The sequence below is a fragment of the Moorella glycerini genome (genome assembly GCF_009735625.1).
GTDB lineage: Bacteria > Bacillota > DSM-521 > Neomoorellales > Neomoorellaceae > Neomoorella > Neomoorella glycerini.
This window is the reverse complement of record NZ_CP046244.1, coordinates 2,981,195-3,004,368: the sequence shown is the minus strand read 5'-3', so window position 1 is coordinate 3,004,368 and position 23,174 is coordinate 2,981,195. Positions and strand designations below refer to the sequence as shown.

Genomic DNA, 23,174 nt, shown 5'->3' with positions numbered 1-23,174 from the left:
GCGAGCGGCAGTGGCGGAATTGGCAGACGCGCTAGATTCAGGTTCTAGTCCTGATCTACAGGGTGGGGGTTCAAATCCCTTCTGCCGCACCAATGTTAGAAGTGAGGTCCTGGACATCCTCTGTCAAGGACCTCACTTTTTTTTATTTAAATCGGTTATGGTATTTGGGTAATAAAAAAGGAGTTTCCCTTAAATAGTAGAAATATAAAAGGTACTTATTTCGATCCAGATCGACACAATAATTGAAGAAAGGATGAAGGAGAACCTGAATGCTGAAGACGCTGCTGGACCTTTTTATAGGCTTCGGCCGGGCGACCTTGCTGGGCTATGGGGGAGGCCCGGCCATTGTACCTCTTTATGAGCACGAGGCAGTTGATATTTACCGCTGGGTAACCCAGGAAGAGTTCGGCCAGGTACTGGCCTTTAGCAACGCCCTCCCGGGTCCCGTTGCTACCAAGATAACCATGCTCATCGGCTATAAGGTAGCTGGCTGGCTGGGCGCTGCGGTTGCTCTGATCGCCGTAGCCATCCCTGTATTTATAATCTTGATTGGTTTCTTCGCCTTTCTGGAGAAATTCAAGGATAGCCCCTTCATAAAGGGCATGGTCGCCGGCATCCGGCCTGTGGTTTTCGTGATGCTGGCCATGCTGGCCTGGGATTTTGCCAAATATGCCTTTGTGCCCAAAAACACGGGCCCCCTCAACTGGCTCCCCTTTGGCATTGCGGCCGCTTATTTTATCCTGGTCCATTATCTAAATTTGAGCCCCCTTCTAGGTGTAGTTGCTTCTTTGATTATCGGGGGGATTTTGCTGCGATGAAGGACAGATTTCGATTATCCGGAGTCCCGGCCTCTTCATTCTTACTTCATTGTTTTAGCCTGCATCGCTTTTAAAAAAATACCCCGCTATCTGCGGGGTTCTCCCGGTTAACTGTTAATTATCACCAAAGAAGATGAGGATCAAGATCAGGAACAGGATAAAGATAAAACTGCCGCCAGGAAAAGTAAAGCCAAGGCTACCATCCTGTGCGTTTTTTTTCGGTCCGAAGATGCTGCCGCCTTCCTCAGCCATTAGGTACACCTCCAGTAAGCTTTAGTCTACTGTAGCTTATTCAGGAGGCCCTTAAGATGTCACTCCCTATAGCCAGTAAAACTGGCCCAGATTATAATATAAAAAGCAACCCTTGATCCGGGGGAGGAGGAAAACCCTTTGCTCAAAGGGAACTGTGTCATTGCCCAGTCGGGGGGCCCTACGGCTGTGATTAATAACAGCCTGGCCGGAGCCATCGAAGCCGCCTGTCGCGGTGAAGCCATTGGCGAAATTTATGGCGCCTGCAACGGCATCATGGGTATCTTAGCAGAGAATTTTATTGATTTACGCCGGCAAGACGCGGCAACCATTCAAGGCCTGCGTTTTACACCGGGAGCGGCCCTTGGCTCCTGCCGGTACCAGTTAAAGAAGAAGGAAGAGTATGATAAACTCCTGGCCGTCTTCCGCAAATTTAATATCCGTTATTTTTTCTACATCGGCGGCAATGACTCTATGGATACGGCCCATAAAGTCAACCAGCTGGCGCAGGAAGAAGGGTATGAGCTCCGGGTAATCGGTATTCCCAAAACGGTAGACAATGACCTGCCCCTGACTGATCACTGCCCGGGTTATGGTAGCGCCGCCAAATACCTGGCCGCCAGTGTCCTGGAGATGGGGATCGATATTAAAAGCATCGTCACCTCTACCAAAGTAGCTATTGTGGAAGCCATGGGCCGTAATACCGGCTGGCTGGCGGCAGCTACGGCCCTGGCCCGGCGTGCCCCAGGAGAAGCCCCCCATTTAATCTACCTGCCGGAGGTAGCCTTTGACCCGGATGCTTTCCTGGCCGATGTGGAAACCGCCTACCGCCAGTACGGTACGGTCCTGGTAGTCGTATCTGAAGGGCTGGTCGATAAAAATGGCAACTATATATTTAATGACGCCGCCACCGTAGATGTTTTCGGCCACCAGCGCCTGGGTGGCCTGGGGCAGTTCCTCCTTAATAAAATTGAAGCTGAACTAAAAATCAAAGGCCGCTTCATCCTGCCGGCCACCAGCCAGCGCAGTGCCATGCACCTGGCCTCCCGGACCGATGCCGAAGAAGCCTATAACGTAGGCCGGGTAGCCGTTGAGGAGGCCCTCCGGGGAGCCAGCGGCCATATGGTAGCCATCAAGCGCCTGGAAGGGGAAGAGTACCGGTGCACTTATGAACTGGTAGAACTGGATAAGGTGGCCAACCGGGAGAAAAAGGTACCGCGGGCCTGGATAAATACGGCAGGAAACAACGTTACTGCCGACTTCATCAACTACGCCCGGCCTTTGATTCAGGGTGAAGTTAACGTCCCTTACCATAACGGCCTGCCTGCTTATGTAAACCTTGCCCCGGTATCCAGCGGCGAAACAGGGTAAAACGCCATAAACCGCCTCTTAGTAACAAGATAGCTGGCCATTCCTATCGGAAAACAAAAAACCCGGAAAGCCAGCCAGGAAGGCAAGTAGCAAATTTAGAGCCACTCCAGGGAGGGATAGGTATAATGACCTCGAAGATTGCCCGCGGCGCTATTATCGCCGCCCTGTACGCTGTAGTAACAATTATTCTCCAGCCCATCAGCTTCGGTTACCTCCAGGTACGGATAGCCGAAGCTTTAACCCTTTTACCCATCCTTTACCCGGAAGCAATTCCAGGACTCTTTATCGGCTGCCTGATAAGCAATATTTACGGCGGCCTGGGCCTCATTGACATCGTCCTGGGCAGCCTGACCACCCTGGCAGCCGCCTGGTTGACCTACATCTGGCGGCAGAACCGCCTGGCTTACTTACCACCCATTGTCTTGAATGGCCTCATTGTTGGTGCTTACCTGTCATATTTACTGCATGTTAATATTTTCCTCTCCATAACTACAGTTGCTCTGGGCGAGGCCATCGCCGTCCTGGTTCTCGGCATCCCCCTGGTAAAGCGGTTGCAGAAATTAAATCCAGGACAGAGGGGATATTAAAAAAAACCAGCAGGAAATTATTCACCGGTAGCGAATATATTTATCAATCAAGTGGCGTTTCACCCGGCTTCGTATATTCCCGGTAATGTGGTCCGGGAGTCTCTACCAGGCAACCGTAAATTGCCCGGCTACGAAGGTTAATCTTCGTAGCCGTTTTTTATGGTTGCCTAATTTTTTCAGGCTACCGGCCAGGGGAGTATAAAGGGGCAGGAAAGGGGGAAGCTCTAGATAAGCCCGCTACCTGGCTGCAATCTAAAAAAGGGTGGTGGAAGAATGTCAGTCCAACAAAATAGTTTCCTGGAGAGGACCTTTAAATTAACGGCCAATGGTACCAACGTCCGCACTGAAGTACTGGCCGGCATTACCACCTTCATGACCATGGCGTACATCATCTTTGTTAATCCTACTATTTTAAGTAGTGCCGGCATGGATTTCGGCGCTGTGATGGTGGCTACCATTCTCTCCAGTGCCATTGCTTCCCTTATTATGAGTTTCAGTGCCAATTACCCCATTGCCATTGCCCCCGGCATGGGCCTCAATGCCTTCTTTGCCTTTACCATTGTTAAGCAGATGCATTACCCCTGGGAAGTGGCCCTGGCGGCTGTCTTTATGAGCGGCATTATTTTCATTATTTTAACCCTTACTAAAGCGCGGGAAGCAATTGTCAATTCCATTCCTTTATCTTTAAAGCTGGCCATTAGCGCCGGCATCGGGCTGTTTATCGCTTTGATTGGCCTGCAAAATGCCGGCCTGGTGGTACCCAACCCCGATACCCTGGTCCAGCTGGGAGATTTAAGCAAACCCTCGGTTCTGCTGGCCACCATCGGCTTGATTATTACCGCCCTCCTGGTTGCCCTCCGGATTCGAGGCGCCTTGCTCCTGGGGATTATTATCGTTACCTTAATCGGGATTCCCATGGGGATCACTAAAGTAGAAGGCTTTAAACTGGTCAGCCTGCCACCCAGCCTGGCGCCGACCTTCGGTGCCTTTACCCGGGGCCTGGGCGGTTTATGGGCCACCGGCCTCATCCCCATTATTTTTACCTTTACCTTTGTCGATCTCTTTGATACCATTGGCACCCTGATCGGGGTTAGCAGCAAAGCCAATTTGCTTGATGAAAACGGCAACTTGCCCCGGGCCGGCCAGGCATTAATCTCTGATGCCGTCGGAACTACCCTGGGGGCAATCCTGGGGACCAGCACGTTGACGGCCTACATTGAAAGTGCCGCCGGCGTTGCCGAAGGCGGGCGTACCGGTTTAACTACCCTGGTAGTCGCCATTTTATTCCTGGCTTCTTTATTCTTTGCACCCCTGGTAGGCATCGTTCCGGCTGTGGCTACGGCGCCGGCGCTGATTATCGTCGGTATCTTTATGATGGAGCCGGTCATGAAGATTGACTTCAGCAACTTCCTGGAGGCTGCCCCGGCCTTCTTAACCATCGTCATGATGCCCTTTACCTATAACATTGCCGAAGGTATTGTCTGGGGCGTCCTGGCCTATGTCTTTTTACACCTGGTTACCGGTAATACGAAAAAAATCAGTATTACCATGTGGGTCCTGGCTCTTCTCTTTATCATCCGTTTCTTTGCTTAGTTAGCCAGAGCAGATCCCCCTGCTCTTGGTCCGGCCCTGCGGGGCCGGATTTTTTATTTGCTTAGACCCTATTCCACAGGCCAGAGCTTCGCCACTGTATTATGTCAAACATAGTTAAGTATAACTTAACTGGCCAATCCAGAATCTCCCCGCTTTCACTCCGCTTTCTCTCCGCTTTTTGAACTATAGCATCATAAAGTAGGTTTAAACGGATATTTTTAGCAAGCAATGAAAAACGGGAATTTAGAAACAGGAATAGAGCCTGCGGGGACGAATAAAATAGCATCAAGGGTAGGGGGCAAAGGGGGGCAATTTAATGACGGCTAAAGCGAGTATAATCTGGACCACCCTGTTAATACTGGCAGGCATTTTAAGCCTCGCCTTTCTCTTTTTCACCCTCTTTCCGGGTAAAGTACCGGCTGTCGCCTGGCAGTATTTTACCCCGGCCGAAGTGGAAAGGGCGCGGCGTTACCAGCAGATCATGCGCCTGGTAAGTATCCTGTCCTTCCTGGCTCAAATTGCCTTCCTGGTCTGGCTGGTCGCCGGCACCCGGGCCGCCTCCTGGTCGGAGGGAGCTTTACGCCTCACCGGCGGGCGCTATTATCCCGCCCTGGTAATCTATTTCGTCCTTATCTGGCTGTCGCTAAAGGCAGTGGGTTTACCCTTTAATTTTTACGGCAGTTTTATCGTCCAGCACCAGTGGGGTTTCTCCACCCAGAGCCTGGCTTCCTGGTGGCTGGATTACCTCAAGGGTAGCGTCCTGGACCTGATCCTCTCCGGAGCGGGGGTGCTCCTTCTTTTCTGGGCTACCGGGCGCTGGCCCCATACCTGGTGGGCCGCCGCCGGCCTCTTCCTGTCCGGCTGGCTCTTTGTTTCCACTTTTCTCTGGCCCCTCCTGATCGCCCCCCTCTTTAACCGCTTCCAGCCTATCCCGGAAGGCCCGGTTAAGACTATGGTCACGCAGCTGGCCGGCCGTGCCGGGTTGAAGGTTAAGGAAGTACTGGTCATGGATGCCAGCCGCCGGACCACCAGGGCCAATGCCTACTTTACCGGCCTCGGGGCTACCAAACGTATCGTCCTCTATGATACCCTCCTGGCCGCTTACCCCCCTGATGAAGTGGAAGCTGTAATTGCCCACGAAATGGCCCACTGGCAGCGCGGTCATATTGTGCGGGGATTACTGTGGGGTATCCTGGCTAATTTCTTGCTGCTGGGATTGTTATATGCCGTCCTGAAACTAACCTTCACCTACGAAATAGCCCGGCCGGGATCCTACCCGCCCCACCTCCTGGTTGCCATGCTCCTTTTCCTCCAGCTGGCGTCCTTCCTGGGCCAGCCGGTGCAGAATGCCATCTCCCGCCGCTATGAAACCGAAGCCGACCAGGTGGCTCTGGAGCTTACCGGTAACCCGGGAGCCATGATCAGGTTGCAAGTGGACCTGGCCCGAAAGAACCTCGGCGACATAGCCCCGCCCCCCTATATCGCATGGCTGACCTCATCTCACCCCTCACCGCTGGATAGAATCCAGGCTGCCGAGAAGTGGGGGGCAACACGATAATCGGCGTTACAGGCCAATGCCCTGCGTGCCGCTGGTCTGGAGCAGGCGCCCTGACCATCTTTTTTAGCACTTCAGCAGGATTTTCACCGGAAGAGAGCGAATTATAAATAGCCAAACGTAATAAGTATTAAATACCCTGCTTCGTATATCCTCAGCAATACGGCCTGAGGGTCTCTACCAGGCAACCGCAAATTGCCCGGCTACGAAGTTATTCCTTCGTTGCTGCGCTACGGTTGCCTTAATTTTTATAACCGGTGCAAGGAGTGATTCATATGGCAGTTGTCGGCACTTCCCCGCCCAGGGTAGATGCCCGGTCTAAAGTCACCGGCCGGGCCATCTACCCGGCTGATGTTAATTTCCCTGGGATGATCTACGGCCAGGCCGTCCGCAGTCCCTACGCCCATGCCCGGATTATCAATATAGATACCTCGGCCGCTCTGGAGGTACCCGGGGTCCTCTGCGTCCTGACCGCCCGGGATATCCCCGGCCATAACGGCCAGGGCGTCGTCTACCAGGACATGCCCGTCCTGGCCCGGGATGAGGTACGCTCGGTGAATGACGTCGTCGCCCTGGTAGGAGCTACCACCCCGGCTGCCGCCAGGGCCGGGGCAGCTAAAGTAAAGGTGATCTACGAAGAATTACCGGCCCTATACGATCCCGTAGAAGCCATGAAACATGGGGCGCCCCGGGTCCACCCCGACCGGGACAATATTATTTACCACCTACCCATCCGTAAAGGGAATATCGCAGCGGGATTCGCCGCGGCCGACGTGATTGTGGAAAATACCTACCGCACCCAGCTCCTGGACCATGCCTTCCTCCAGCCGGAGGCCGCCGTGGCCCGGGTGGATGAACGCGGTCACCTGGTAATTTACGTGGCCACCCAGTATGTCCACTGGGACCGGACGGAAGTAGCCCGGGTGCTGGGTTGGAACCAGGACCGCATCCGCATCGTGGCCCCGGCGGTAGGCGGCGCTTTCGGCGGCCGGGAAGATATGACCCTGCAGACCCTGGTAGCCCTCCTGGCCGTGCATACCCGTCGCCCGGCGAAAATGGTCCTTACCCGGGAAGAATCCTTCCTGGCCCACAGCAAGCGCCACCCCATGATCATGCGCTATAAGACCGGTGCCACCAGGGATGGAAAGTTAACGGCGCTGGAGGCGGAAATCATCGGCGACAGCGGCGCCTATTCTTCCTGGGCCCCTAACGTTTTGCGCAAAGCGGCCATCCATGCCACCGGTCCTTATGTCATCCCCAACGTCAAGATTGATGCTTACGCGGTCTATACCAATAATCCCTTTACCGGCGCCATGCGCGGGTTTGGTGCCACCCAGCCGCCCCTGGCTTACGAAAGCCAGATGGATGAACTGGCCAGCCGCCTGGGGATCCATCCTTTTACAATCCGCTGGCTCAATGCCTTCCGCCAGGGGGATGTAACTGCCACGGGCCAGGTCCTGGAAAGCAGCGTCGGCCTGACGGCAACCATGCTCCAGGCGGCCCGGGCCGCAGGCTGGTCGCCGCAAGAGTTAATACCGGGAGGGAAGCAAGATGAGTAAAAAACGCGGTATTGGTATGGCCTGCTTTTTCTACGGTACCGGCTACGGTAATGGTTTTCCCGATGTCTCAACGGCTACGGTAGAAATCCACGATGACGGCACGGCCACCGTCCGCACCGGCGCAGTAGATTGCGGCCAGGGTTCCAGCACCGTCCTGGCCCAGATTGCTGCCGAGGAGCTGGGGGTGCCCTATGAATGGGTAACAGTAATCACCGCTGACACCGATACTACCCCCGATGCTGGCACGACGGCGGCCACCCGCCAGACCTATGCTTCCGGCAATGCCGTTAAAACCGCCTGCCGCCAGGCCCGGGAAGTCCTTTTTGAGTACACCCGGACCCTCTTAGGGGTTAATACCATTGCCGGCCTGGCCGCCAGGGAGGGAATAATTTACGTCAGGGGTTATCCCCAGAAACAAATAACCTATCCCGAAGCTGCCACCCGGGCCCGCCTGGCCGGCTACCGCCTGGTAGGGCAGGGGACCTTCGTCACCCATACCACGGCCGTTGACCGGGAGACCGGCCAGGGAGCTCCCTACTGGCCCTACGCCTTCGGCACCCAGATTGCGGAAGTGGAAGTGGATACGGAAACAGGGGAGGTGCGGGTTTTAAAGCTCTTCGCTGCCCACGACGTGGGCCGGGCAGTAAATCGTCTCGGGGTAGAGGGGCAGATTGAAGGCGGTATCGCCCAGGGCCTCGGTATGGCCTTGCTGGAAAAGGTCCACCTGCAGCAGGGCCGGATCGTTAATAATTCCTTTTCTACCTACCTGATACCTACTACCCTGGATATGCCCGAGGTTCAACCCCTGATTGTGGAAACTTATGAACCCACCGGCCCCTATGGCGCTAAAGGAGTGGGCGAACCCGCCACCCTCCCCACCGTACCGGCCATTATCAATGCCATTTATAACGCCGTGGGAGTTCGCCTTACGGAGTTACCGGTTACACCGGAAAAAATCCTGGCCGCCCTGCGGGCAAAAGAAGGAGAGGAGCAATGAGTATTTTAATCAAGAACGGCATCCTGGTCACCATGAACCCCAGGAGGGAAGTATTCCAGGGGAATATCTATATTGAAGACGACCGCATCGCCGCCATCGGCCGGACGCCGGCCACCGCCGACCGGATCATCGAGGCTACGGGCCAGCTGGTCATCCCCGGCCTCATCCAGCCCCATATCCACCTCTGCCAGGCCCTCTTCCGCGGCCGCGCCGACGACCTGGAACTCCTGGACTGGCTGCGCCTGCGTATCTGGCCCCTGGAAGGAGCCCACGATCCCGAATCCCTTTACTACTCAGCCCTGCTGGGCATCGGTGAACTCTTCCTTAGCGGCACCACCACCATCGTCGACATGGAAACCGTCCATCATACCGATGCGGCCATGGAAGCCATCTCTCAAAGCGGCATCCGGGCCATTACCGGCAAAGTGATGATGGATTTTGGCGAGGACGTCCCGGCCAGCCTTAAAGAAATAACTGCGGCCTCGCTAAAGGAAAGCGTAGACCTGCTGGAAAAGTGGCACGGCTACGACAACGGCCGCATCCAGTACGCCTTTGAGCCCCGCTTTGTGGTTTCCTGCACCGAGGAATTATTATTGGAAGTCCGGGATCTCGCCCGCCATTACGGCGTTAAAATCCATACCCATGCTTCGGAAAACCGGGGTGAATGCGCCCTGGTGGAAAAACTCCACGGCCGGCGCAACGTCCTCTACCTGGACGATATCGGTCTCACCGGCCCCGACCTCATCCTGGTCCACTGTATCTGGCTCAGCGAAGAGGAGAAGGATATCCTGGCCCGTACCGGTACTAAAGTAGTTCACTGCCCTTCCTCTAACTTAAAGATGGCTTCCGGTATCTGCCCGGTACCGGATCTCCTGAACCGGGGAACGGTGGTTTCCCTGGCCGCCGACGGCGCGCCCTGCAATAACAACCTGGACGCCTTTATGGAAATGCGGCTGGCGGCGCTGATCCAGAAGCCCCTCCATGGTCCCACCACCATGCCGGCACCCCTGGTCTTTGAAATGGCCACCCTGGGCGGGGCCCGGGCCATGGGCATGGAAAAGGACATCGGCAGCCTGGAAGTAGGGAAGAAGGCCGACCTGGCCCTGGTTTCCCTGGAGGGCCTCCATACCCAGCCGGCGGACGGCGTCGACGTCTACACCCAACTGGTCTACCAGGCCAGAGGCTCAGACGTTACCCTGACCATGGTTGACGGCAAAATCGTCATGGAGAAAGGTGAACTGAAGACCATAGATGCCGGTGAGGTACGGGAGAAAGCCAATAAAGCGGTCTTGCGCGTTTTGCGAAGGGCCGGGCTGGCTTAGCTTCCTGCCAGATTTACGTTAAAACCCCTGGACATCATATCCAAGTTATGATAAAATAGTTTTGAAATGAATATGTTCCAGGCAAATCAGGGAAGTCAGTGCAAGTCTGACACGGTCCCGCCACTGTGAGGGGGAGCAAGGCGCCATAAAGCCACTGGGTAATACCTGGGAAGGCGGTGCCGGAGCCGTGATCCCGAGTCAGGATACCGGTTGCCTGGAAACCTTTACCCCTACGCCGGATAGGGGGTGGTTGGCCAGAGTATGGCAAGCAAACCCTCTGCTTCTGTAGGAGCAGGGGGTTTTATGTTGTTCCCAATGCCGCAACCTCTTCGCGGCGTCGCGGCAACTGACCTGAAGAACGAAGAAGGTTAGCAGCAGCAGCATCGTTTATTTAAATTGCATACAGAATGGGTGCACGGTCTCGAGCAGACCGGGCTTAAATCCAGCCGCCGGTAGGGGAGAGGTTGCGCAAAACGCCGCCTGGAAGCGGGAACTTGTAGCAACCGATGATGCTCTGCCAATAGGCCAGCCTGTCCTGATGCCACCAGGGGCTCAACCCGGGGAGGTGGTGTATTTAGGCATGCCTGTTTAGCGGCACCACCGGTTTCCCCGGCAAAGCAGCCGGGGATTTTTAGTTTCAACAGGGAGGACGGCGCGTTTTGATTTTAGTGGTAGGTAGTACCGGTGAGGGAAGGCAGTTAATCCGCAGCCTCCGGCAGGCAGGCTATCAAATTGTTACCTGGACCGACAGTGCTTATGGCGAACAACTGGCCCGGCAGGATGGTGCAACGTTAATATTAACAGGTCCCTTAACGGAAGGTAATTTAGCCACCCTGGGGGGTAGCAGGCAACTGGAAGCAGTCATTGACGCCACCCTTCCTTATCCCAACCACCTATCCCGGACCCTGGAAGCCTGGTGCCAAGAACAACAGCTATATTACCTGCGCTTTTTACGGGCAGAAACAAGGTTGCCGGACGACAGCCTCATCTACCAGGTGGCAACCTGGGAAGAAGCCGCCCGGACTGCCGCCAGGTTGGGGGAGACTATCTTTTTAACTACCGGTACTAATAACCTGGAAGTGTTCGTCAAAAACCCCCTGCTTAAAGATAAACGCATTGTGGTCAGGGTATTACCTGAACACCGGGTAATTAAAAAATGCCAGGACCTGGGCTTGACGCCCCGCGATATTATCGCCATGCAGGGGCCTTTTTCTAAAGAAATGAATAAAGCCATGTTTAAAGCCTGTAAGGCCGGTGTTATCGTCACCCGGGACGCCGGCCCGGCCGGCGGTACCGAGGCCAAAATTGCCGCCGCCCTGGCGCTAAAAATACCGGTAATAGTAATCAAGCGGCCTTCCATTCAGTATCGTTACCCTGTCTACACAGTTTCCGAAGCCGTCGCCCTGCTGAAAAAGATCGCCCCTCTTAAAAAAGATGACCATTCCGATTTTCAAAACTAAGGGGGTACATACGATGTTCCGCCGTACAACGTGGTTAACCATGTATCTTCTCCTGGCTATGGCCGTCCTGGCCCGGCCGGCCTATGCCATGCATATCGCCGAGGGCTTCCTGCCCTTCAACTGGGCCGCCTTCTGGTTTGTCGTCGTCCTGCCCTTCTGGTTCTGGGGCCTGCGGTCCATCCAGCAAACTGTAAAAAGCAATCCCGGCCTGAAAATGCTCCTGGGCCTGGCCGGCGCCTATACTTTTGTCCTGTCGGCCCTGAAACTCCCTTCAGTAACCGGCAGCTGTTCCCATCCCACCGGGGTGGGTCTGGGGGCCATCCTCTTTGGTCCGGCAGCCATGAGCATCCTGGGGGGTATCGTCCTCCTCTTCCAGGCCCTTTTGCTCGCCCACGGGGGCTTGAGCACCCTGGGTGCCAATACCTTCTCCATGGCCGTCGTGGGGCCTTTTGTGGCCTACGGCCTTTACCGCCTGGTAAGGCGGCTGGGTGGATCGCTGCCCGTAGCCGTCTTCCTGGCCGCCACCCTGGGCGACCTTATGACCTATGTCACCACTTCCCTGCAGCTGGCCCTGGCCTTCCCGGCCCAGCCCGGCGGGGTGCTAGCGTCTATGCTGAAATTCATGGGTATCTTTGCCGTTACCCAGTTACCCCTGGCCATTAGCGAAGGTATCTTAACCGTCATCGTCTTTAACTTGCTGGCCACTTATAATAAAAACGAATTGCAGGAGCTATCTATTTTAGATGAGAAGGCCCTGGCGGTGGGAGGCCGCAACCTGGAGGTGCACAAGTAATGAGTAGCGCCCAGAAAAATCTCTTCTTACTCCTGATCGTTATCCTCCTGGCGGCGGCACCCTTTTTCCTGCACCGCAGCGCGGAATTTGCCGGTGCCGACGACCGGGCCGAAGAGGCCATTACCCAGATCCGTCCCGATTATGAACCCTGGTTTAAACCCGTCTGGGAGCCCCCCAGCGGAGAAGTGGAGACCTTCCTTTTTGCCACCCAGGCCGCCATCGGCAGCGGTATTGTTTGCTACTTCCTGGGTTACAGCAAAGGCAAGAAACATCGGGAGCAAAAGTAAATGTTCAGCATTGACCAGTATGCCTATAGCAACCGGTTGAAGAACATCCACCCGGGGGAAAAAGTAGCCTTTGCCCTGGTAACCCTCATGATCGCCCTGGTGGCGCCCCAGCCTTTAATCCCAGCCCTTATCATCGCCCTGATGGCCGGGGCTGCCATTGGGGTCGCCGGCATCCCGGCCCGTTTTTACCTGCAGCTTATCCTGCTGCCCTTTTCTTTTTTAGTCGCTGGGGTAGCCATGATCGCCCTCACCATTTCCAACCAGCCCCTGGCCGGTCTTAAGGGTGTGACCCTGCTGAACTGGACTTTGGGCTACACCCCAGCCGGCATGTACCTGGCCGGGAAAATTTTTCTCAAGTCCCTGGGAGCCGCTGCCTGTCTTTATTTTCTTTCCCTAACAACACCCATGGTAGATATCCTTACCGTCCTCAGGCAACTGCGCCTCCCGGCCCTGCTGGTGGATTTAATCAGCCTGACCTACCGCTTTATCTTTGTCCTGCTGGCGACCGTAAACGACATTTATACCGCCCAGGCTTCCCGCCTGGGCTATGCCTCCCTGCGCACATCCTATCATTCCCTGGGCCAGCTGGCAGCCAACCTTTTTATCAAGACTTACCGCCGCTCCCAGGAATTATTTACCGCCCTGACGGCACGGGGCTACGATGAAGAGTTGCGCGTGCTGGAGGTTATTTATCCTTTCTCCTGGCCCTTTTTATACCTGGCCACCATCTTTGACCTGGCTTTAGTTATTTTAATGCTGCTTACATAATACCGGCCGTCTTCAGGCCGGCTCCTCCTCGTGTCTTTTTGACCCCAATCAATGCCGACTGGAGGTGGACCTTTTGGCCGCCCTTTTAGAAGCAGAGAGGGTTTCCTTTACTTACCCTGACGGTACCCGTGCCCTGCAGCATGTTACCTTGAGCATCCCTGAAGGCAAGAAAATTGCCGTCCTGGGTCCCAATGGCGCCGGCAAATCAACCCTTTTCCTTCATTTTAACGGCATCTTAAGGCCCCAGGAGGGGTGTATCTACTTTGCCGGGGCCAGGATTAATTACAGCCATAAAGCCTTAACAGATTTACGCCGGCAGGTGGGCATCGTCTTTCAAGACCCCGACAGCATGCTCTTTTCGGCCAGCGTCCGCCAGGAAATTTCTTTTGGACCATTAAACCTGGGCCTGGGCAGGGAAGAGGTAGGGCAAAGGGTTGAAGCCGCCATGGCGGCAACGGGTATCGCCGGCCTCCAGGATAAGCCAACTCATTTCTTAAGCTATGGCCAGAAAAAGCGGGTGGCCATTGCCAGCGTCCTGGCCATGGAACCCAGGGTCATCATCTTTGATGAGCCGACGGCCTACCTGGACCCGCGCTCAACCCGGGAGGTCATGGCCTTGCTGGCAGATATCAGCCACCAGGGAAAGACGATTATTTTATCCACCCATGATGTAGACATAGCCTATACCTGGGCCGACTATATCTACGTCCTGGCCCGCGGCCAGGTAATCGGCGCCGGGACGCCGGCCGAAATCTTTAGCAATACGACCCTCCTGGAAGCTGCTGATCTAGCCCGGCCCTGGCTGCTGGATGTTTATGAAGACCTGAAAAATAAAGGCTGGCTGCCGGCAACGGCGCCAGTCCCCAAAAATAAAGATGAGCTCCTGGGCCTCATTCCTTATCGTTCCAGGTCTAAATTGGCCATTTAAGTTGGTCCACGGCCCGGGTCGTAAAACAGTCTCAGGAACTTTGAAGTGTTGAGTTCAGTCATTTGCATCCCTGGGCGTTCTGATTTTTTTCGCCGGCAAAAGCTGTAAGGTGGCCATCTGGTTGCGCAGGCGAATATTTTCCTTGAATTCAATCAGGATCGACAGGATCTCATGGAGGAAGGGACTGCCAAAGGTAGACATCAGGCCTACAGCCACCATATTAATCAATGAATAAAGACCAGGATAAGCAGCTTTCAAGCCGACAAAGGCATTCAGTCCCAGCAGGGCAAAGACATCAATCGCGGCCAGGCCGGCCAGGAGGGCGGCGATAACGGCGTTAAATATAATTACCCATAGCTCCCGCTGTTTTTCCTCCCGGGGATCATCCCTAGGCTCCCCCAGCCAGGGCCAGCGGGCCTTGACCTGGTCGGTAATGCCTTTGGCCGCGGCAAAGACCGCGCCAATAACAGTGAAGAAGCGGCTGAGATCTTCCATCTGCATTCCCCCCTTTCACCGCGCAGTTCCATTATATCCTATGCTGTTTGCCGGCCGGAGGCCATTAGGGGGGATCCATTTTCATACTCTCCCGGCAGCATGATTACTGCAGCGGCATGATAAAAGACGCTTAAACCGCAGCCATTAAATGTGACTTAAGTAAGAAACCCGCACCCTCCCCGTACCATCTCCGCTCCATCTCCGTTTTTAGAACTATTGTTAAATAAAACCATGAACGTCCTCTGCAACCTGAGCGTGACGGCAGGTATAACGACCTTCCTCTGGGATACGGCGAAAGGTTACCTGCTGGCGGTCCTGGGGTGGAAGTGGGGTGGAATGGCACTTGCCGTCCTGATGTCCCTAGCAGCTGTGGCCGGGCACAACTGGCCCCTCCGGGAGGCGCTTATCGGCTGTATTTGCCATCAAGGAGAAGAAGTAATTTGGCCTTCTAAGTAATCATCAGCTATATGAAATTCTATTCAGATTGACTCCCGGATCCTGAAGGTGGTTTCACCTTGAGGTTTTTCATACTGGACCTTCAGTTCCCGGACATCTGCCATAGCCGGTCCCTGGCGGCAATGGTCCAGGAATTCTTTCACCCTGTCGGCCGGTCCTTCAACAACTCCCTCAACGCTGCCATTATAGCGATTCCGCACCCACCCGTTAAGCTGCAAATTCGCCGCCTGACGCAGGATAAAATAACGGAAACCCACCCCCTGGACCAGGCCCTTAACCCAGAAATGCGCCCGCACAAGGGACAAAGCGAAGCCCTCCTTGAAAAAATCTTAATAAAAAGATAGCATAGGCCCTGGGAAAGGACAACTGATAGTTGGGCAGAAAGAGCCCCCAGGTAGAGATGCGGCGGCAAAATGGCTAAAAGTCAATAAAAACCATTTCCGGTTGGGCAAGGACCTTTAAATCCTCCAGGGGGTTACCACGGACGGCAATCAAGCAGGAGCGGTAGCCGGGCCTCACCTGCCCCAGTTCCCCCTCCAGGCCCAGGGCGGCAGCAGCTGTAACCGTAGCCGCCCGCAGGATGGCCGCCGTCGGGACACCGGCCCGGTGCCAGTACAGCAGTTCGTCCAGATAAGATTCCCCGTGGTAGACACCGGGAGCACCGGCATCGGTACCTACAACCAGCTTCACACCCAGCCGGTAGGCCCGGGCAATCATTTCCTGCTGGGATTCCCAGGTCCACTGAATAATTTCCTTTTCCCTTTCCGGGTAGAACTGTTTCACAGTGGCAGACAGCCGGTTAGCTATAGCGGCGATAGTCGGTACCCAGTAGGTACCCCTGGCAGCCATAGTTTCCAGCTGGGCTGTCGTAAGGAAATAGCCGTGTTCGATACTGTCCACCCCCGCGGCCAGGGCCAGGTCCACGCCGGCAGCCGAGTTGACATGGGCCATCACCGGCCGGCCGGACGCGTGGGCCGCCTTTACGACGGTAGCCAGTTCGGCAGCGTCAAATTCCAGGCTGCCCACCTCCCCGTAGCGGTGGAAGGTAACTAAGCCGGAAACCACTACTTTAACCTGGTCAACGCCCCGGTTTACCAGGGTGGCAATCAACTCCCTGATGGAAGCCGGGCCGGTGGTGCCGGGGCCCAGGAAAGAACCGTATTTTCCTTTTTTAGTTACGGCCATCCCGGTGGTCACCACCCGGGGGCCCGGGTATTTGCCTGTCCGGACCCATTCCCGCGCCTGGAGGTGGAGACCCTCGCGGTCGCCGCCGTCTCTTATGGCTACCAGGCCATGCTCCAGGGATGCCCGCAGAGCCCGGGCCAGGGCCGCTTCCCTGGCTGGCGGGTCCTGCCAGCGGGCCAGGGAGGCCTGAAAATCGATGCCGTCCAGGGCCAGGTGGACGTGGGCGTCGATTAAGCCGGGTAAGACCGTCAGCCCGGCAAGGTTGATCTGCCGGGCATTTTTTTCGGTGACGGCCATTTCCTGGGGACGTACAGCGGCGATGCGGCCCTGGCGGATACTGATAACTACCTGCTGCCGGCACGCCTCACCCCGGCCGTCCCACAGGCTGCCGGCCAGGAGGTCCAGGTTTGTCTCCGGGTTAATGTAGACGAGCTTCATAGCTACACCCCCAAACAATAACTATCCTACACCTTTAAGGGGGCGGGAGGCAAGGCAGTCCCGGAAAATCCAGACAGGCAGGTTGCTTCCAGGGTCTTAATAAAAATGCCCTGCGTCAGAGCCGGCGCTTACCTGCTGGCAGGATTCCCGGCTTCAACGGCGAATATAACTTTGTTATAGTAAAGTAATGAATAGCATTAGTAGGAAGTGAGATGGGCCGCAGCCGCTGCGCCAGGAGTGCGGGCCATTGACAATCAAAGTCAACCGGTGAAAAAGCATTGTCGTAGGAGGAACGGGATGCTTGAACGGGTAATAGCCCCCGGGAGCTACCTCCGGGGTCCCGGTGTTATCGGGACAGCCGGGCGGGCCTTGAAGAGCCTGGGCGCCAGGGCCTGCCTGGTGGGAGGCCGCCGGGCCCTGGCAGCGGCAGCTCCGGCCCTGCAGGACGCCATGGTTTCCGCTGGGGTGGAAGCGGTGGGACAGGTCTGGTACGGGGGTGAATGCTGCCCGGAGAATATTGCCAGGGTAGCGGCGGCAATTAAGGAAAGCGGTGCTGATTTCCTGGTAGGGGTTGGCGGCGGTAAAGCCCTGGATACCGCCAAGGGGGCTGCCTGGCAGGCAGGGGTGCCCCTGGTAACGGTGCCGACCATCGCCGCTACCTGTGCCGCCTTTACATCTATCGCCATTATCTATGACCGGGAAGGACACTTCCTGGCCATATCCCATGAGGCCGTGAACCCATCCCTGGTCCTGGTAGACAGCCAGATAATTGCTGCTGCCCCCTGGCGCTACCTGGCCGCCGGTATGGGGGACACCCTGGCCAAATATATCGAGCTGCGGGCTACCAGCACAGCAGCTCCCCCTCATCTGGCCCTGGCAGGAGCTCTGGGTTTAGCCCGCCTCTGCTATGACAGCATCCTGGCCGCCGGGCCCGGCGCCAGAGCAGCGGTAGAAGACCAGGCGGTCACCCCGGACCTGGAAAAGGTAATTGATGCGGTTATCCTGATCAGCGGGCTGGTCAGCGGCCTGGGCGGCGACGACGGGCGAACAGCCGGCGCTCACGGTATTTATGAAGGATTAACAGCCTCGCCCCTGACCCGTAGTTACTGCCACGGGGAACTGGTAGCCTTTGGCAACCTGGTCCAGCTATTCCTGGAAGGGACGGAGACAGGCGCAATCAAACGCCTGGCCGCATTTAACCGCCAGGTCGGACTGCCCGTATCCCTGGAAGGGGTGGGGTTATCCCCGGAGGATGGCCCCTCCCTGGACCTGGTCAGCCGGGCGGCAGCGGAAAGCCCGGATATGGCCAATATGCCCTTCCCGGTAACGGCAGCTATGATCCGGGAAGCCCTCCTGGCGGCCGACTGCCTGGGGCGGGAGATGGCCTGAAGCTGAGGAGAACTGGCCAGTTATATACAGCCGGCCTGCCAACGCGGGAGCAGAAAAGAGACATGCCCACCTGTAAAGAAATACGTTCTGGTACAGGGAGTAATTAAGAAGGAGGATTAGCATGGTTAAAAAGTTAAGGAGAATCGTCATTGCTTTTCTGGTGCTGGCCCTGTTCAGCATAACTTTGGCCGGCTGCGGTGGCGGTGGCAGCAAGCAGCAGGCTGCCGATAAGCAGGCCGGCGGCGGGCAGGAACAGCAGCTTACACCCGTCAAGCTCACCATGACCACCTGGTCGGGCTATGGCCCCCTTTTCCTGGCCCGGGATAAAGGCTTCTTCAAGAAACATGGCCTGGACGTGCAGCTTATTGTCATCCAGGGCCTGGGCGAGCGCAAGCAGGCCCTGGCCGGTAACCAGGTGGACGGCATCGCCACCACCCTGGATATCGAGACGCAAATTGCAGCTGCCGGCATTCCCCTGAAAGTGATCTGGGCCCTGGACGATTCTTACGGCGGCGACGGCATCCTGGCCAAACCGGAGATTAAGACCATAAAAGACCTCAGGGGTAAAAATGTGGCCTATGACTTTGGTACCGCCAGCCACATCCTGCTGCTGGCCATCCTGGCCAAAAACGGCATGACGGAAAAGGACATCAGCCATATCCAGATGTCCGCTAGCGACGCCGGCTCGACCTTCGTAGCCGGGAAAGTGGATGCTGCCGTCACCTGGGAACCCTGGCTGAGTAAGGCAGTCAAGGAAAACAAAGGCAATCTCCTGGCAACCTCAAAAGAAACCCCGGGGCTGATAATGGATACAGTCGCCCTGCGGAGCGATTGGGCCGAGAAACATCCCCAAGCCCTCCAGGCCATGGTCGATGCCCTGGCTGAAGCTATGCAGTACTGGGAAAACAATAAAACCGAGGCCAATGCCATTATGGCCAAGGGGCTGGGAATTAAACAGGAAGAGTTTGAAAGCAACCTGGAAACCCTGCGCCTCTTCAACCTGGCCCAGAATAAGGAGATGTTCGGCACGGCCGACAAACCCGGCACCCTCTATACCTCCCTGCAGCAGGCCATCGATTTCGGGTTTAACAACAAAGTAATTAAAGCGAAACCGGACGCTAAAACCATGCTTGACCCGACCTTCGTCAACAAAGCCAAAATCTGAATTCAGGGAAATACGGTGCTGTGTAGATGAGGAAGTACCTTAAACTCAATAGCCCCATTCCGGGAAAACTATACTTCAGCCTGAGCGTGGCTGCCTTTGCCCTCCTCCTGTTATTCTGGTACCTGGGGGTAACGGTGGGCCACCTGCCGCCTTCCCACCTGCCGCCGCCCGGTGCTGTAGCCCGGGCGGCCGTCGACCTGGCGGCTAACGGTTTAATTAGCGATATTGGCATCAGCTTTTTCCGGGTTACTACCGGCTTTCTCCTGGCCGCAGCCATCGGCGTACCCCTGGGGATCCTTATGGGTAGCCTGAAGGTAGCCGAGGCTTTTTTTGAGCCCTTGCTGGCCTTTTTTCGTTATATGCCGGCCTCAGCCTTTATTCCTCTTACCATAATCTGGTTGAGCATTTTTGAAGCCCAGAAGATAGGCGTTGTCTTTATAGGGATATTTTTCCAGCTCGTGCTGATGATTATGGATGTCACCCACAACGTTCCCCAGGACCTGATTGATACCGCCTATACCCTGGGCGCGCGCCCGCTGGAGGTCTTCCGGCGGGTCATATTGCCGGCGGCCCTGCCGGGGATAATGGATACCCTGCGGGTCACCCTGGGCTGGGCCTGGACCTATGTCATCGTCGCCGAACTGGTAGCGGCCAATTCCGGCCTGGGCTTCCTGATCATGAATGCCGGTCGGCAACTGAGTACCCCGGATATGTTCGTCGGCATTTTGACCATCGGCGTCCTGGGGATTATCTGCGATATGGCATTTAAGGCACTCAATCGCCTTTTATTCCCCTGGACGGAGAGGGAGGTATAACTATGGCACTGGCCGCAGCCCCCGGCGTTTCCGGAAAGAAGCTGGCAGTTGTCAACCTGGCCAGGGAATTTAATTTTAAGCGCCAAAAGATTACCGCCCTGGAGGGCATCTCCCTGGAGGTCCAGGAGGGAGAGTTCGTCACCATCCTGGGTCCTTCGGGATGCGGTAAATCCACCCTGCTCCGCATCATCGCCGGCCTGGCGGAAGCCAGCAGCGGCCAGGTATACAAAGACGGCCGTTTGATCCAGGAACCGGGGCCGGACCGGGGTATGGTCTTCCAGAGCTATACCCTCTTCCCCTGGCTGACGGTGCGCCAGAATATCGAGTTTGGTCTCACCCTGAAGGGGATAGATGCTGCCCGGCGCCGGGAGATTGTCGATCACTACCTGAATATTATCGGCCTGGCGGCCTTTGCCGATGCCTTTCCCAAAAGCCTCTCCGGCGGTATGAAGCAGCGGGTGGCCATTGCCCGCGCCCTGGCCAACGACCCTGATATCCTCCTCATGGACGAACCCTTCGGCGCCCTGGACGCCCAGACCCGCCTGGTCATGCAAGAACTGCTTCTCAAGGTCTGGGAAGAAACCCGCAAGACCATCCTTTTTGTCACCCACGACGTGGAAGAAGCCATCTTTTTAGGGGATACTGTTTATGTCATGACGGCCCGGCCGGGCCGCCTCAAGGCGCGCATCCCCGTTCCCCTTTCCCGGCCCCGGAGCTTTGAAATCAAAAATTCCCGGGTTTTCCTGGAGCTCAAGACCCGCATCCTGGAGCAGATCCGGGAAGAGAGCCTGAAGGCGGCCATCATGATGCCGGCCGGTTGCGGTTAAGAAGTCCCGGTCTGGCAGTTACCCTCGTGCGCCTCCCAGGCGGCAAGCCTAGAAATAAAGGATGGAGGACAGCCATGGCTAACAGGCGCCTGCCCCCGCGTAATTCTGCCCGGCTGGTCTGGGAGACAAAACCGGCGGGGGAACCACAGGCGGGTGAATTTATTTTCCAGGCTGAAGAGCTGGTCATCCCCCAAGCAGGCCAGGACGAGATGCCTCAACAAGAAATCGCCGCGGGAAATCCAGATCGCAACCGCCTTATTTACGGTGACAACCTCCAGGCCATGCTCGCCCTCCTGGCCGAAGGGTATGAAGGTAAAATTAACTTGATATACATCGACCCTCCTTTTTTCAGCCAGGCCAATTACAGTCACCGGGTTCCCATTACCGGCACGGCAGCCGGCCAGGAAGTCCCGGTAATCGAACGCCCGGCCTACCAGGATACCTGGGCCGGTGGCATAGATGCCTACCTGGATATGCTCTACCCCCGCCTCCAGCTCATGAAAAAGCTGCTGGCGCCGGACGGCAGCATCTATGTCCACCTGGATGCCAGCATCAGTCATTACATAAAGGTAATCATGGATGAAATCTTTGGCCCGGTCTCCTTCCAACGGGAGATTATCTGGCGGATTGGTTGGATTTCCGGGTACAAGAATGCCGTGCGCAACTGGGTCCGCAACCACGACACCCTGCTTTTCTACGTTAAAAACCCGGAGAAGTTTACCTTTAACAAAGAATACATACCCTACCCACCTGGTTACCGGCGCCGCGGCGGCCAGGAAACGACGGGGAAAGGCTATCCTATTGAAGATGTGTGGAACGCTAACCCCATGGAATTCGAATTAAAAGGGGAAGAGAGCCTGGATTCCATCCAGATCAAAAGCTTCTCCAGGGAAAAGACCGGCTTTGCCACCCAGAAAAATAAAAGCCTGCTGCGACGCATTATAAAAGCTTCCTCCAATCCCGGGGACCTGGTGGCTGATTTTTTTTGTGGTTCCGGCACTACCCTGGTAGTGGCCGCAGAACTGGGACGGCGCTGGCTGGGATGTGAGATGGGTAGGACCGGACTGCAGGTGGCCCGCAAACGTCTGGTGGCGGCAGGGACCGGGCCCTTTATCATTGAGAAGGTGCAGCCGGCAGGCCTGCCTGGCGACCGTATGCCCCCTGTTACTAGGGACCAGGCCTGTCCGGGGATTGACGAGCAGCCCCGTTTAATCACCCGGGCAGAGATAAAGCCGCTGGCCAGCGGCCGGGAAGAGATAACCGTCGTCCTGGAAGGGTACTCCCTGCCGGCAGTACCGGCCGGTCAGCTATCCCGTAAAGACAACAACCGCCTGGAGGCTGTAAATTTAGTTTCCCGGGAGAACTTTGCCCATCTCATCGATTACTGGGCCGTGGACTGGGATTATGACGGCCGGGTTTTTAAAAGCCGGTGGCAGGCCTGGCGGGATTGCGGTAAAAACGTGCCGCCCGTACCTGTTCTCGCCCGGGCAATCCTGGCAACGACAAAAGAAAGGACTATTGCGGTCCAGGTAGTAGATATTATGGGGAATGAGATTCTGACCGTTATCGAAGTGGTAAGCCCTGCTGCTACCAGGGTTCCCTTCGTTACCCCGAAGGGGAGTCACCGGCAATGCAAGCACCCTGTAAAGCCGGGACGCGTCACTACAGCAGGGCACCCAAATGACGACCTGGCTCCAGGCGCCTTGAACAGTATTTTAAAGCAAGCGAAATTAAAGGAGGAAAAGTAACCCGGCGGCAATTATTCCGCTTATTCGCCCGACCTTCCCGGCTGCATTGCGACCGGCAATACGCCGCTAGAGGCCAGGCAGAACATGGCAGAAACCATAAAGATACATCTCCATGGGCTTAACCCTTTAAAAACAGGAAACGCCAGCGACCTCATTAACGGAACAGCTGGCGTTTCTAGCTTTCCCTGGAGCCAACGAGGGGATTCGAACCCCTGACCTACTGATTACAAGTCAGTTGCTCTACCGGCTGAGCTACGTTGGCCCAAAACGCTGGTCGGGATGACAGGATTTGAACCTGCGACCCCCTGCTCCCAAAGCAGGTGCTCTAGCCAAACTGAGCTACATCCCGGCAGCATTCATATTTTAACA

General features: G+C 56.1%; 23 protein-coding genes, 3 tRNA genes, 1 pseudogene and 3 riboswitches. Of the genes and pseudogenes, 21 read left to right on the top strand and 6 right to left on the bottom strand.

Going from position 1 to position 23,174, the window contains the following annotated elements; all coding sequences use genetic code 11:
• Positions 1 to 4 precede the first annotated feature (4 nt).
• A tRNA-Leu gene (locus MGLY_RS15015) sits at positions 5 to 92 on the top strand.
• A 177-nt stretch (positions 93 to 269) separates the two neighbouring features.
• On the top strand, positions 270 to 818 hold the full coding sequence (locus tag MGLY_RS15010; RefSeq protein ID WP_156275152.1) for a chromate transporter: 549 nt from the start codon (positions 270 to 272) through the stop codon (positions 816 to 818).
• A 114-nt stretch (positions 819 to 932) separates the two neighbouring features.
• On the opposite strand, the gene MGLY_RS17870 is transcribed toward MGLY_RS15010, so the two are convergent.
• Positions 933 to 1,070, bottom strand: a complete 138-nt coding sequence (locus MGLY_RS17870) for a hypothetical protein (protein WP_170291117.1) — start codon at positions 1,068 to 1,070, stop codon at positions 933 to 935.
• Between the two features lie 138 nt (positions 1,071 to 1,208).
• On the opposite strand from MGLY_RS17870, the gene MGLY_RS15005 reads away from it, so the two are divergent.
• The 12 genes from MGLY_RS15005 to MGLY_RS14950 all read left to right on the top strand — a co-directional run bounded on the left by MGLY_RS15005 (position 1,209) and on the right by MGLY_RS14950 (position 14,287).
• Positions 1,209 to 2,438: a 6-phosphofructokinase gene (locus MGLY_RS15005; protein ID WP_156275150.1), complete on the top strand. Its 1,230-nt coding sequence runs from the start codon at positions 1,209 to 1,211 to the stop codon at positions 2,436 to 2,438.
• Positions 2,439 to 2,563: 125 nt separating this feature from the next.
• Complete coding sequence (locus MGLY_RS15000) at positions 2,564 to 3,025, top strand: QueT transporter family protein (RefSeq protein WP_170291116.1); 462 nt, start codon at positions 2,564 to 2,566, stop codon at positions 3,023 to 3,025.
• Positions 3,026 to 3,074: 49 nt separating this feature from the next.
• Positions 3,075 to 3,176, top strand: a riboswitch (purine riboswitch).
• Between the two features lie 122 nt (positions 3,177 to 3,298).
• Complete coding sequence (locus MGLY_RS14995) at positions 3,299 to 4,618, top strand: NCS2 family permease (RefSeq protein ID WP_156275146.1); 1,320 nt, start codon at positions 3,299 to 3,301, stop codon at positions 4,616 to 4,618.
• Between the two features lie 316 nt (positions 4,619 to 4,934).
• Positions 4,935 to 6,176 carry a M48 family metallopeptidase gene (locus MGLY_RS14990; RefSeq protein WP_156275144.1) on the top strand — a complete coding sequence of 414 codons (1,242 nt, stop codon included), beginning with the start codon at positions 4,935 to 4,937 and terminating at the stop codon, positions 6,174 to 6,176.
• Positions 6,177 to 6,297: 121 nt separating this feature from the next.
• A riboswitch (purine riboswitch) is annotated at positions 6,298 to 6,399 on the top strand.
• Between the two features lie 49 nt (positions 6,400 to 6,448).
• The gene (locus tag MGLY_RS18620; protein WP_156275142.1) at positions 6,449 to 7,732 is read left to right on the top strand and encodes a xanthine dehydrogenase family protein molybdopterin-binding subunit; all 1,284 of its coding nucleotides are present in this window, start codon (positions 6,449 to 6,451) and stop codon (positions 7,730 to 7,732) included.
• Positions 7,725 to 8,729 (top strand): xanthine dehydrogenase family protein molybdopterin-binding subunit, encoded by a 1,005-nt coding sequence (locus tag MGLY_RS18615; protein WP_156275140.1) that lies wholly within the window; start codon positions 7,725 to 7,727, stop codon positions 8,727 to 8,729. The genes MGLY_RS18620 and MGLY_RS18615 overlap by 8 nt, the downstream gene beginning before the upstream one ends.
• On the top strand, positions 8,726 to 10,051 hold the full coding sequence (locus MGLY_RS14975; RefSeq protein ID WP_156275138.1) for a 5'-deoxyadenosine deaminase: 1,326 nt from the start codon (positions 8,726 to 8,728) through the stop codon (positions 10,049 to 10,051). The genes MGLY_RS18615 and MGLY_RS14975 overlap by 4 nt, the downstream gene beginning before the upstream one ends.
• A gap of 36 nt (positions 10,052 to 10,087) precedes the next feature.
• Positions 10,088 to 10,280, top strand: a riboswitch (cobalamin riboswitch).
• 439 nt (positions 10,281 to 10,719) lie between these two features.
• The gene (gene cobK / locus MGLY_RS14970) at positions 10,720 to 11,511 is read left to right on the top strand and encodes a precorrin-6A reductase (protein WP_246187507.1); all 792 of its coding nucleotides are present in this window, start codon (positions 10,720 to 10,722) and stop codon (positions 11,509 to 11,511) included.
• A gap of 13 nt (positions 11,512 to 11,524) precedes the next feature.
• Positions 11,525 to 12,304 (top strand): energy-coupling factor ABC transporter permease, encoded by a 780-nt coding sequence (locus tag MGLY_RS14965; protein ID WP_170291115.1) that lies wholly within the window; start codon positions 11,525 to 11,527, stop codon positions 12,302 to 12,304.
• Positions 12,304 to 12,591, top strand: a complete 288-nt coding sequence (locus tag MGLY_RS14960) for an energy-coupling factor ABC transporter substrate-binding protein (RefSeq protein WP_156275134.1) — start codon at positions 12,304 to 12,306, stop codon at positions 12,589 to 12,591. The genes MGLY_RS14965 and MGLY_RS14960 overlap by 1 nt, the downstream gene beginning before the upstream one ends.
• Positions 12,592 to 13,359: a cobalt ECF transporter T component CbiQ gene (cbiQ, locus tag MGLY_RS14955; protein ID WP_156275132.1), complete on the top strand. Its 768-nt coding sequence runs from the start codon at positions 12,592 to 12,594 to the stop codon at positions 13,357 to 13,359.
• Between the two features lie 73 nt (positions 13,360 to 13,432).
• On the top strand, positions 13,433 to 14,287 hold the full coding sequence (locus MGLY_RS14950) for an energy-coupling factor ABC transporter ATP-binding protein (RefSeq protein ID WP_156275130.1): 855 nt from the start codon (positions 13,433 to 13,435) through the stop codon (positions 14,285 to 14,287).
• A gap of 54 nt (positions 14,288 to 14,341) precedes the next feature.
• Here the strand turns inward: MGLY_RS14950 and MGLY_RS14945 are convergent, their stop codons facing one another.
• Positions 14,342 to 14,782: a hypothetical protein gene (locus MGLY_RS14945; RefSeq protein WP_170291114.1), complete on the bottom strand. Its 441-nt coding sequence runs from the start codon at positions 14,780 to 14,782 to the stop codon at positions 14,342 to 14,344.
• A 231-nt stretch (positions 14,783 to 15,013) separates the two neighbouring features.
• Between MGLY_RS14945 and MGLY_RS14940 the strand changes: the two genes are divergently transcribed.
• Positions 15,014 to 15,238 (top strand): glycerol-3-phosphate acyltransferase, encoded by a 225-nt coding sequence (locus MGLY_RS14940; protein WP_156276512.1) that lies wholly within the window; start codon positions 15,014 to 15,016, stop codon positions 15,236 to 15,238.
• A 23-nt stretch (positions 15,239 to 15,261) separates the two neighbouring features.
• On the opposite strand, the gene MGLY_RS14935 is transcribed toward MGLY_RS14940, so the two are convergent.
• Positions 15,262 to 15,534 (bottom strand): acylphosphatase, encoded by a 273-nt coding sequence (locus MGLY_RS14935; protein ID WP_246187506.1) that lies wholly within the window; start codon positions 15,532 to 15,534, stop codon positions 15,262 to 15,264.
• A 121-nt stretch (positions 15,535 to 15,655) separates the two neighbouring features.
• A complete protein-coding gene (locus tag MGLY_RS14930; protein WP_156275124.1) occupies positions 15,656 to 16,861 on the bottom strand; it encodes an amidohydrolase family protein in 1,206 nt (401 codons plus the stop codon).
• Between the two features lie 297 nt (positions 16,862 to 17,158).
• Here MGLY_RS14930 and MGLY_RS14925 point away from each other — a divergent pair, with 297 nt between their 5' ends.
• From MGLY_RS14925 to MGLY_RS18895, 6 genes and pseudogenes are all read left to right on the top strand, one after another.
• Positions 17,159 to 18,250 (top strand): iron-containing alcohol dehydrogenase family protein, encoded by a 1,092-nt coding sequence (locus tag MGLY_RS14925; protein WP_156275122.1) that lies wholly within the window; start codon positions 17,159 to 17,161, stop codon positions 18,248 to 18,250.
• 121 nt (positions 18,251 to 18,371) lie between these two features.
• On the top strand, positions 18,372 to 19,415 hold the full coding sequence (locus MGLY_RS14920; RefSeq protein WP_156275120.1) for an ABC transporter substrate-binding protein: 1,044 nt from the start codon (positions 18,372 to 18,374) through the stop codon (positions 19,413 to 19,415).
• Positions 19,416 to 19,441: 26 nt separating this feature from the next.
• The gene (locus MGLY_RS14915) at positions 19,442 to 20,230 is read left to right on the top strand and encodes an ABC transporter permease (protein WP_156275118.1); all 789 of its coding nucleotides are present in this window, start codon (positions 19,442 to 19,444) and stop codon (positions 20,228 to 20,230) included.
• Between the two features lie 2 nt (positions 20,231 to 20,232).
• Complete coding sequence (locus tag MGLY_RS14910; protein WP_156275116.1) at positions 20,233 to 21,057, top strand: ABC transporter ATP-binding protein; 825 nt, start codon at positions 20,233 to 20,235, stop codon at positions 21,055 to 21,057.
• Positions 21,058 to 21,131: 74 nt separating this feature from the next.
• Complete coding sequence (locus MGLY_RS14905) at positions 21,132 to 22,805, top strand: DNA methyltransferase (protein ID WP_156275114.1); 1,674 nt, start codon at positions 21,132 to 21,134, stop codon at positions 22,803 to 22,805.
• Positions 22,806 to 22,811: 6 nt separating this feature from the next.
• Positions 22,812 to 23,021: pseudogene (locus MGLY_RS18895) on the top strand (type II toxin-antitoxin system HicB family antitoxin); the annotation flags it as partial.
• On the opposite strand, the gene MGLY_RS14895 reads toward MGLY_RS18895, so the two are convergent.
• Positions 22,992 to 23,067, bottom strand: a tRNA-Thr gene (locus MGLY_RS14895). The pseudogene MGLY_RS18895 and the gene MGLY_RS14895 overlap by 30 nt on opposite strands.
• Positions 23,068 to 23,076: 9 nt before the next feature.
• Positions 23,077 to 23,154 (bottom strand) — tRNA-Pro (locus MGLY_RS14890).
• Positions 23,155 to 23,174: the final 20 nt, after the last annotated feature.

Excerpts from the sequence above, each read along its gene's own strand:
- MGLY_RS14925 (WP_156275122.1), top strand. The coding sequence starts at position 17,159 with ATGCTTGAACGGGTAATAGCCCCCGGGAGCTACCTCCGGGGTCCCGGT.
- MGLY_RS14915 (WP_156275118.1), top strand. The coding sequence starts at position 19,442 with ATGAGGAAGTACCTTAAACTCAATAGCCCCATTCCGGGAAAACTATAC.
- cbiQ (WP_156275132.1), top strand. The coding sequence starts at position 12,592 with ATGTTCAGCATTGACCAGTATGCCTATAGCAACCGGTTGAAGAACATC.
- MGLY_RS17870 (WP_170291117.1), bottom strand. The coding sequence starts at position 1,070 with ATGGCTGAGGAAGGCGGCAGCATCTTCGGACCGAAAAAAAACGCACAG.
- MGLY_RS18615 (WP_156275140.1), top strand. The coding sequence starts at position 7,725 with ATGAGTAAAAAACGCGGTATTGGTATGGCCTGCTTTTTCTACGGTACC.
- MGLY_RS14960 (WP_156275134.1), top strand. The coding sequence starts at position 12,304 with ATGAGTAGCGCCCAGAAAAATCTCTTCTTACTCCTGATCGTTATCCTC.
- MGLY_RS14920 (WP_156275120.1), top strand. The coding sequence starts at position 18,372 with ATGGTTAAAAAGTTAAGGAGAATCGTCATTGCTTTTCTGGTGCTGGCC.
- MGLY_RS14945 (WP_170291114.1), bottom strand. The coding sequence starts at position 14,782 with ATGGAAGATCTCAGCCGCTTCTTCACTGTTATTGGCGCGGTCTTTGCC.
- MGLY_RS14905 (WP_156275114.1), top strand. The coding sequence starts at position 21,132 with ATGGCTAACAGGCGCCTGCCCCCGCGTAATTCTGCCCGGCTGGTCTGG.
- MGLY_RS14990 (WP_156275144.1), top strand. The coding sequence starts at position 4,935 with ATGACGGCTAAAGCGAGTATAATCTGGACCACCCTGTTAATACTGGCA.
- MGLY_RS18620 (WP_156275142.1), top strand. The coding sequence starts at position 6,449 with ATGGCAGTTGTCGGCACTTCCCCGCCCAGGGTAGATGCCCGGTCTAAA.
- MGLY_RS14995 (WP_156275146.1), top strand. The coding sequence starts at position 3,299 with ATGTCAGTCCAACAAAATAGTTTCCTGGAGAGGACCTTTAAATTAACG.
- MGLY_RS14910 (WP_156275116.1), top strand. The coding sequence starts at position 20,233 with ATGGCACTGGCCGCAGCCCCCGGCGTTTCCGGAAAGAAGCTGGCAGTT.
- MGLY_RS14940 (WP_156276512.1), top strand. The coding sequence starts at position 15,014 with ATGAACGTCCTCTGCAACCTGAGCGTGACGGCAGGTATAACGACCTTC.
- MGLY_RS14975 (WP_156275138.1), top strand. The coding sequence starts at position 8,726 with ATGAGTATTTTAATCAAGAACGGCATCCTGGTCACCATGAACCCCAGG.
- MGLY_RS15000 (WP_170291116.1), top strand. The coding sequence starts at position 2,564 with ATGACCTCGAAGATTGCCCGCGGCGCTATTATCGCCGCCCTGTACGCT.
- MGLY_RS15010 (WP_156275152.1), top strand. The coding sequence starts at position 270 with ATGCTGAAGACGCTGCTGGACCTTTTTATAGGCTTCGGCCGGGCGACC.
- MGLY_RS14930 (WP_156275124.1), bottom strand. The coding sequence starts at position 16,861 with ATGAAGCTCGTCTACATTAACCCGGAGACAAACCTGGACCTCCTGGCC.
- MGLY_RS14965 (WP_170291115.1), top strand. The coding sequence starts at position 11,525 with ATGTTCCGCCGTACAACGTGGTTAACCATGTATCTTCTCCTGGCTATG.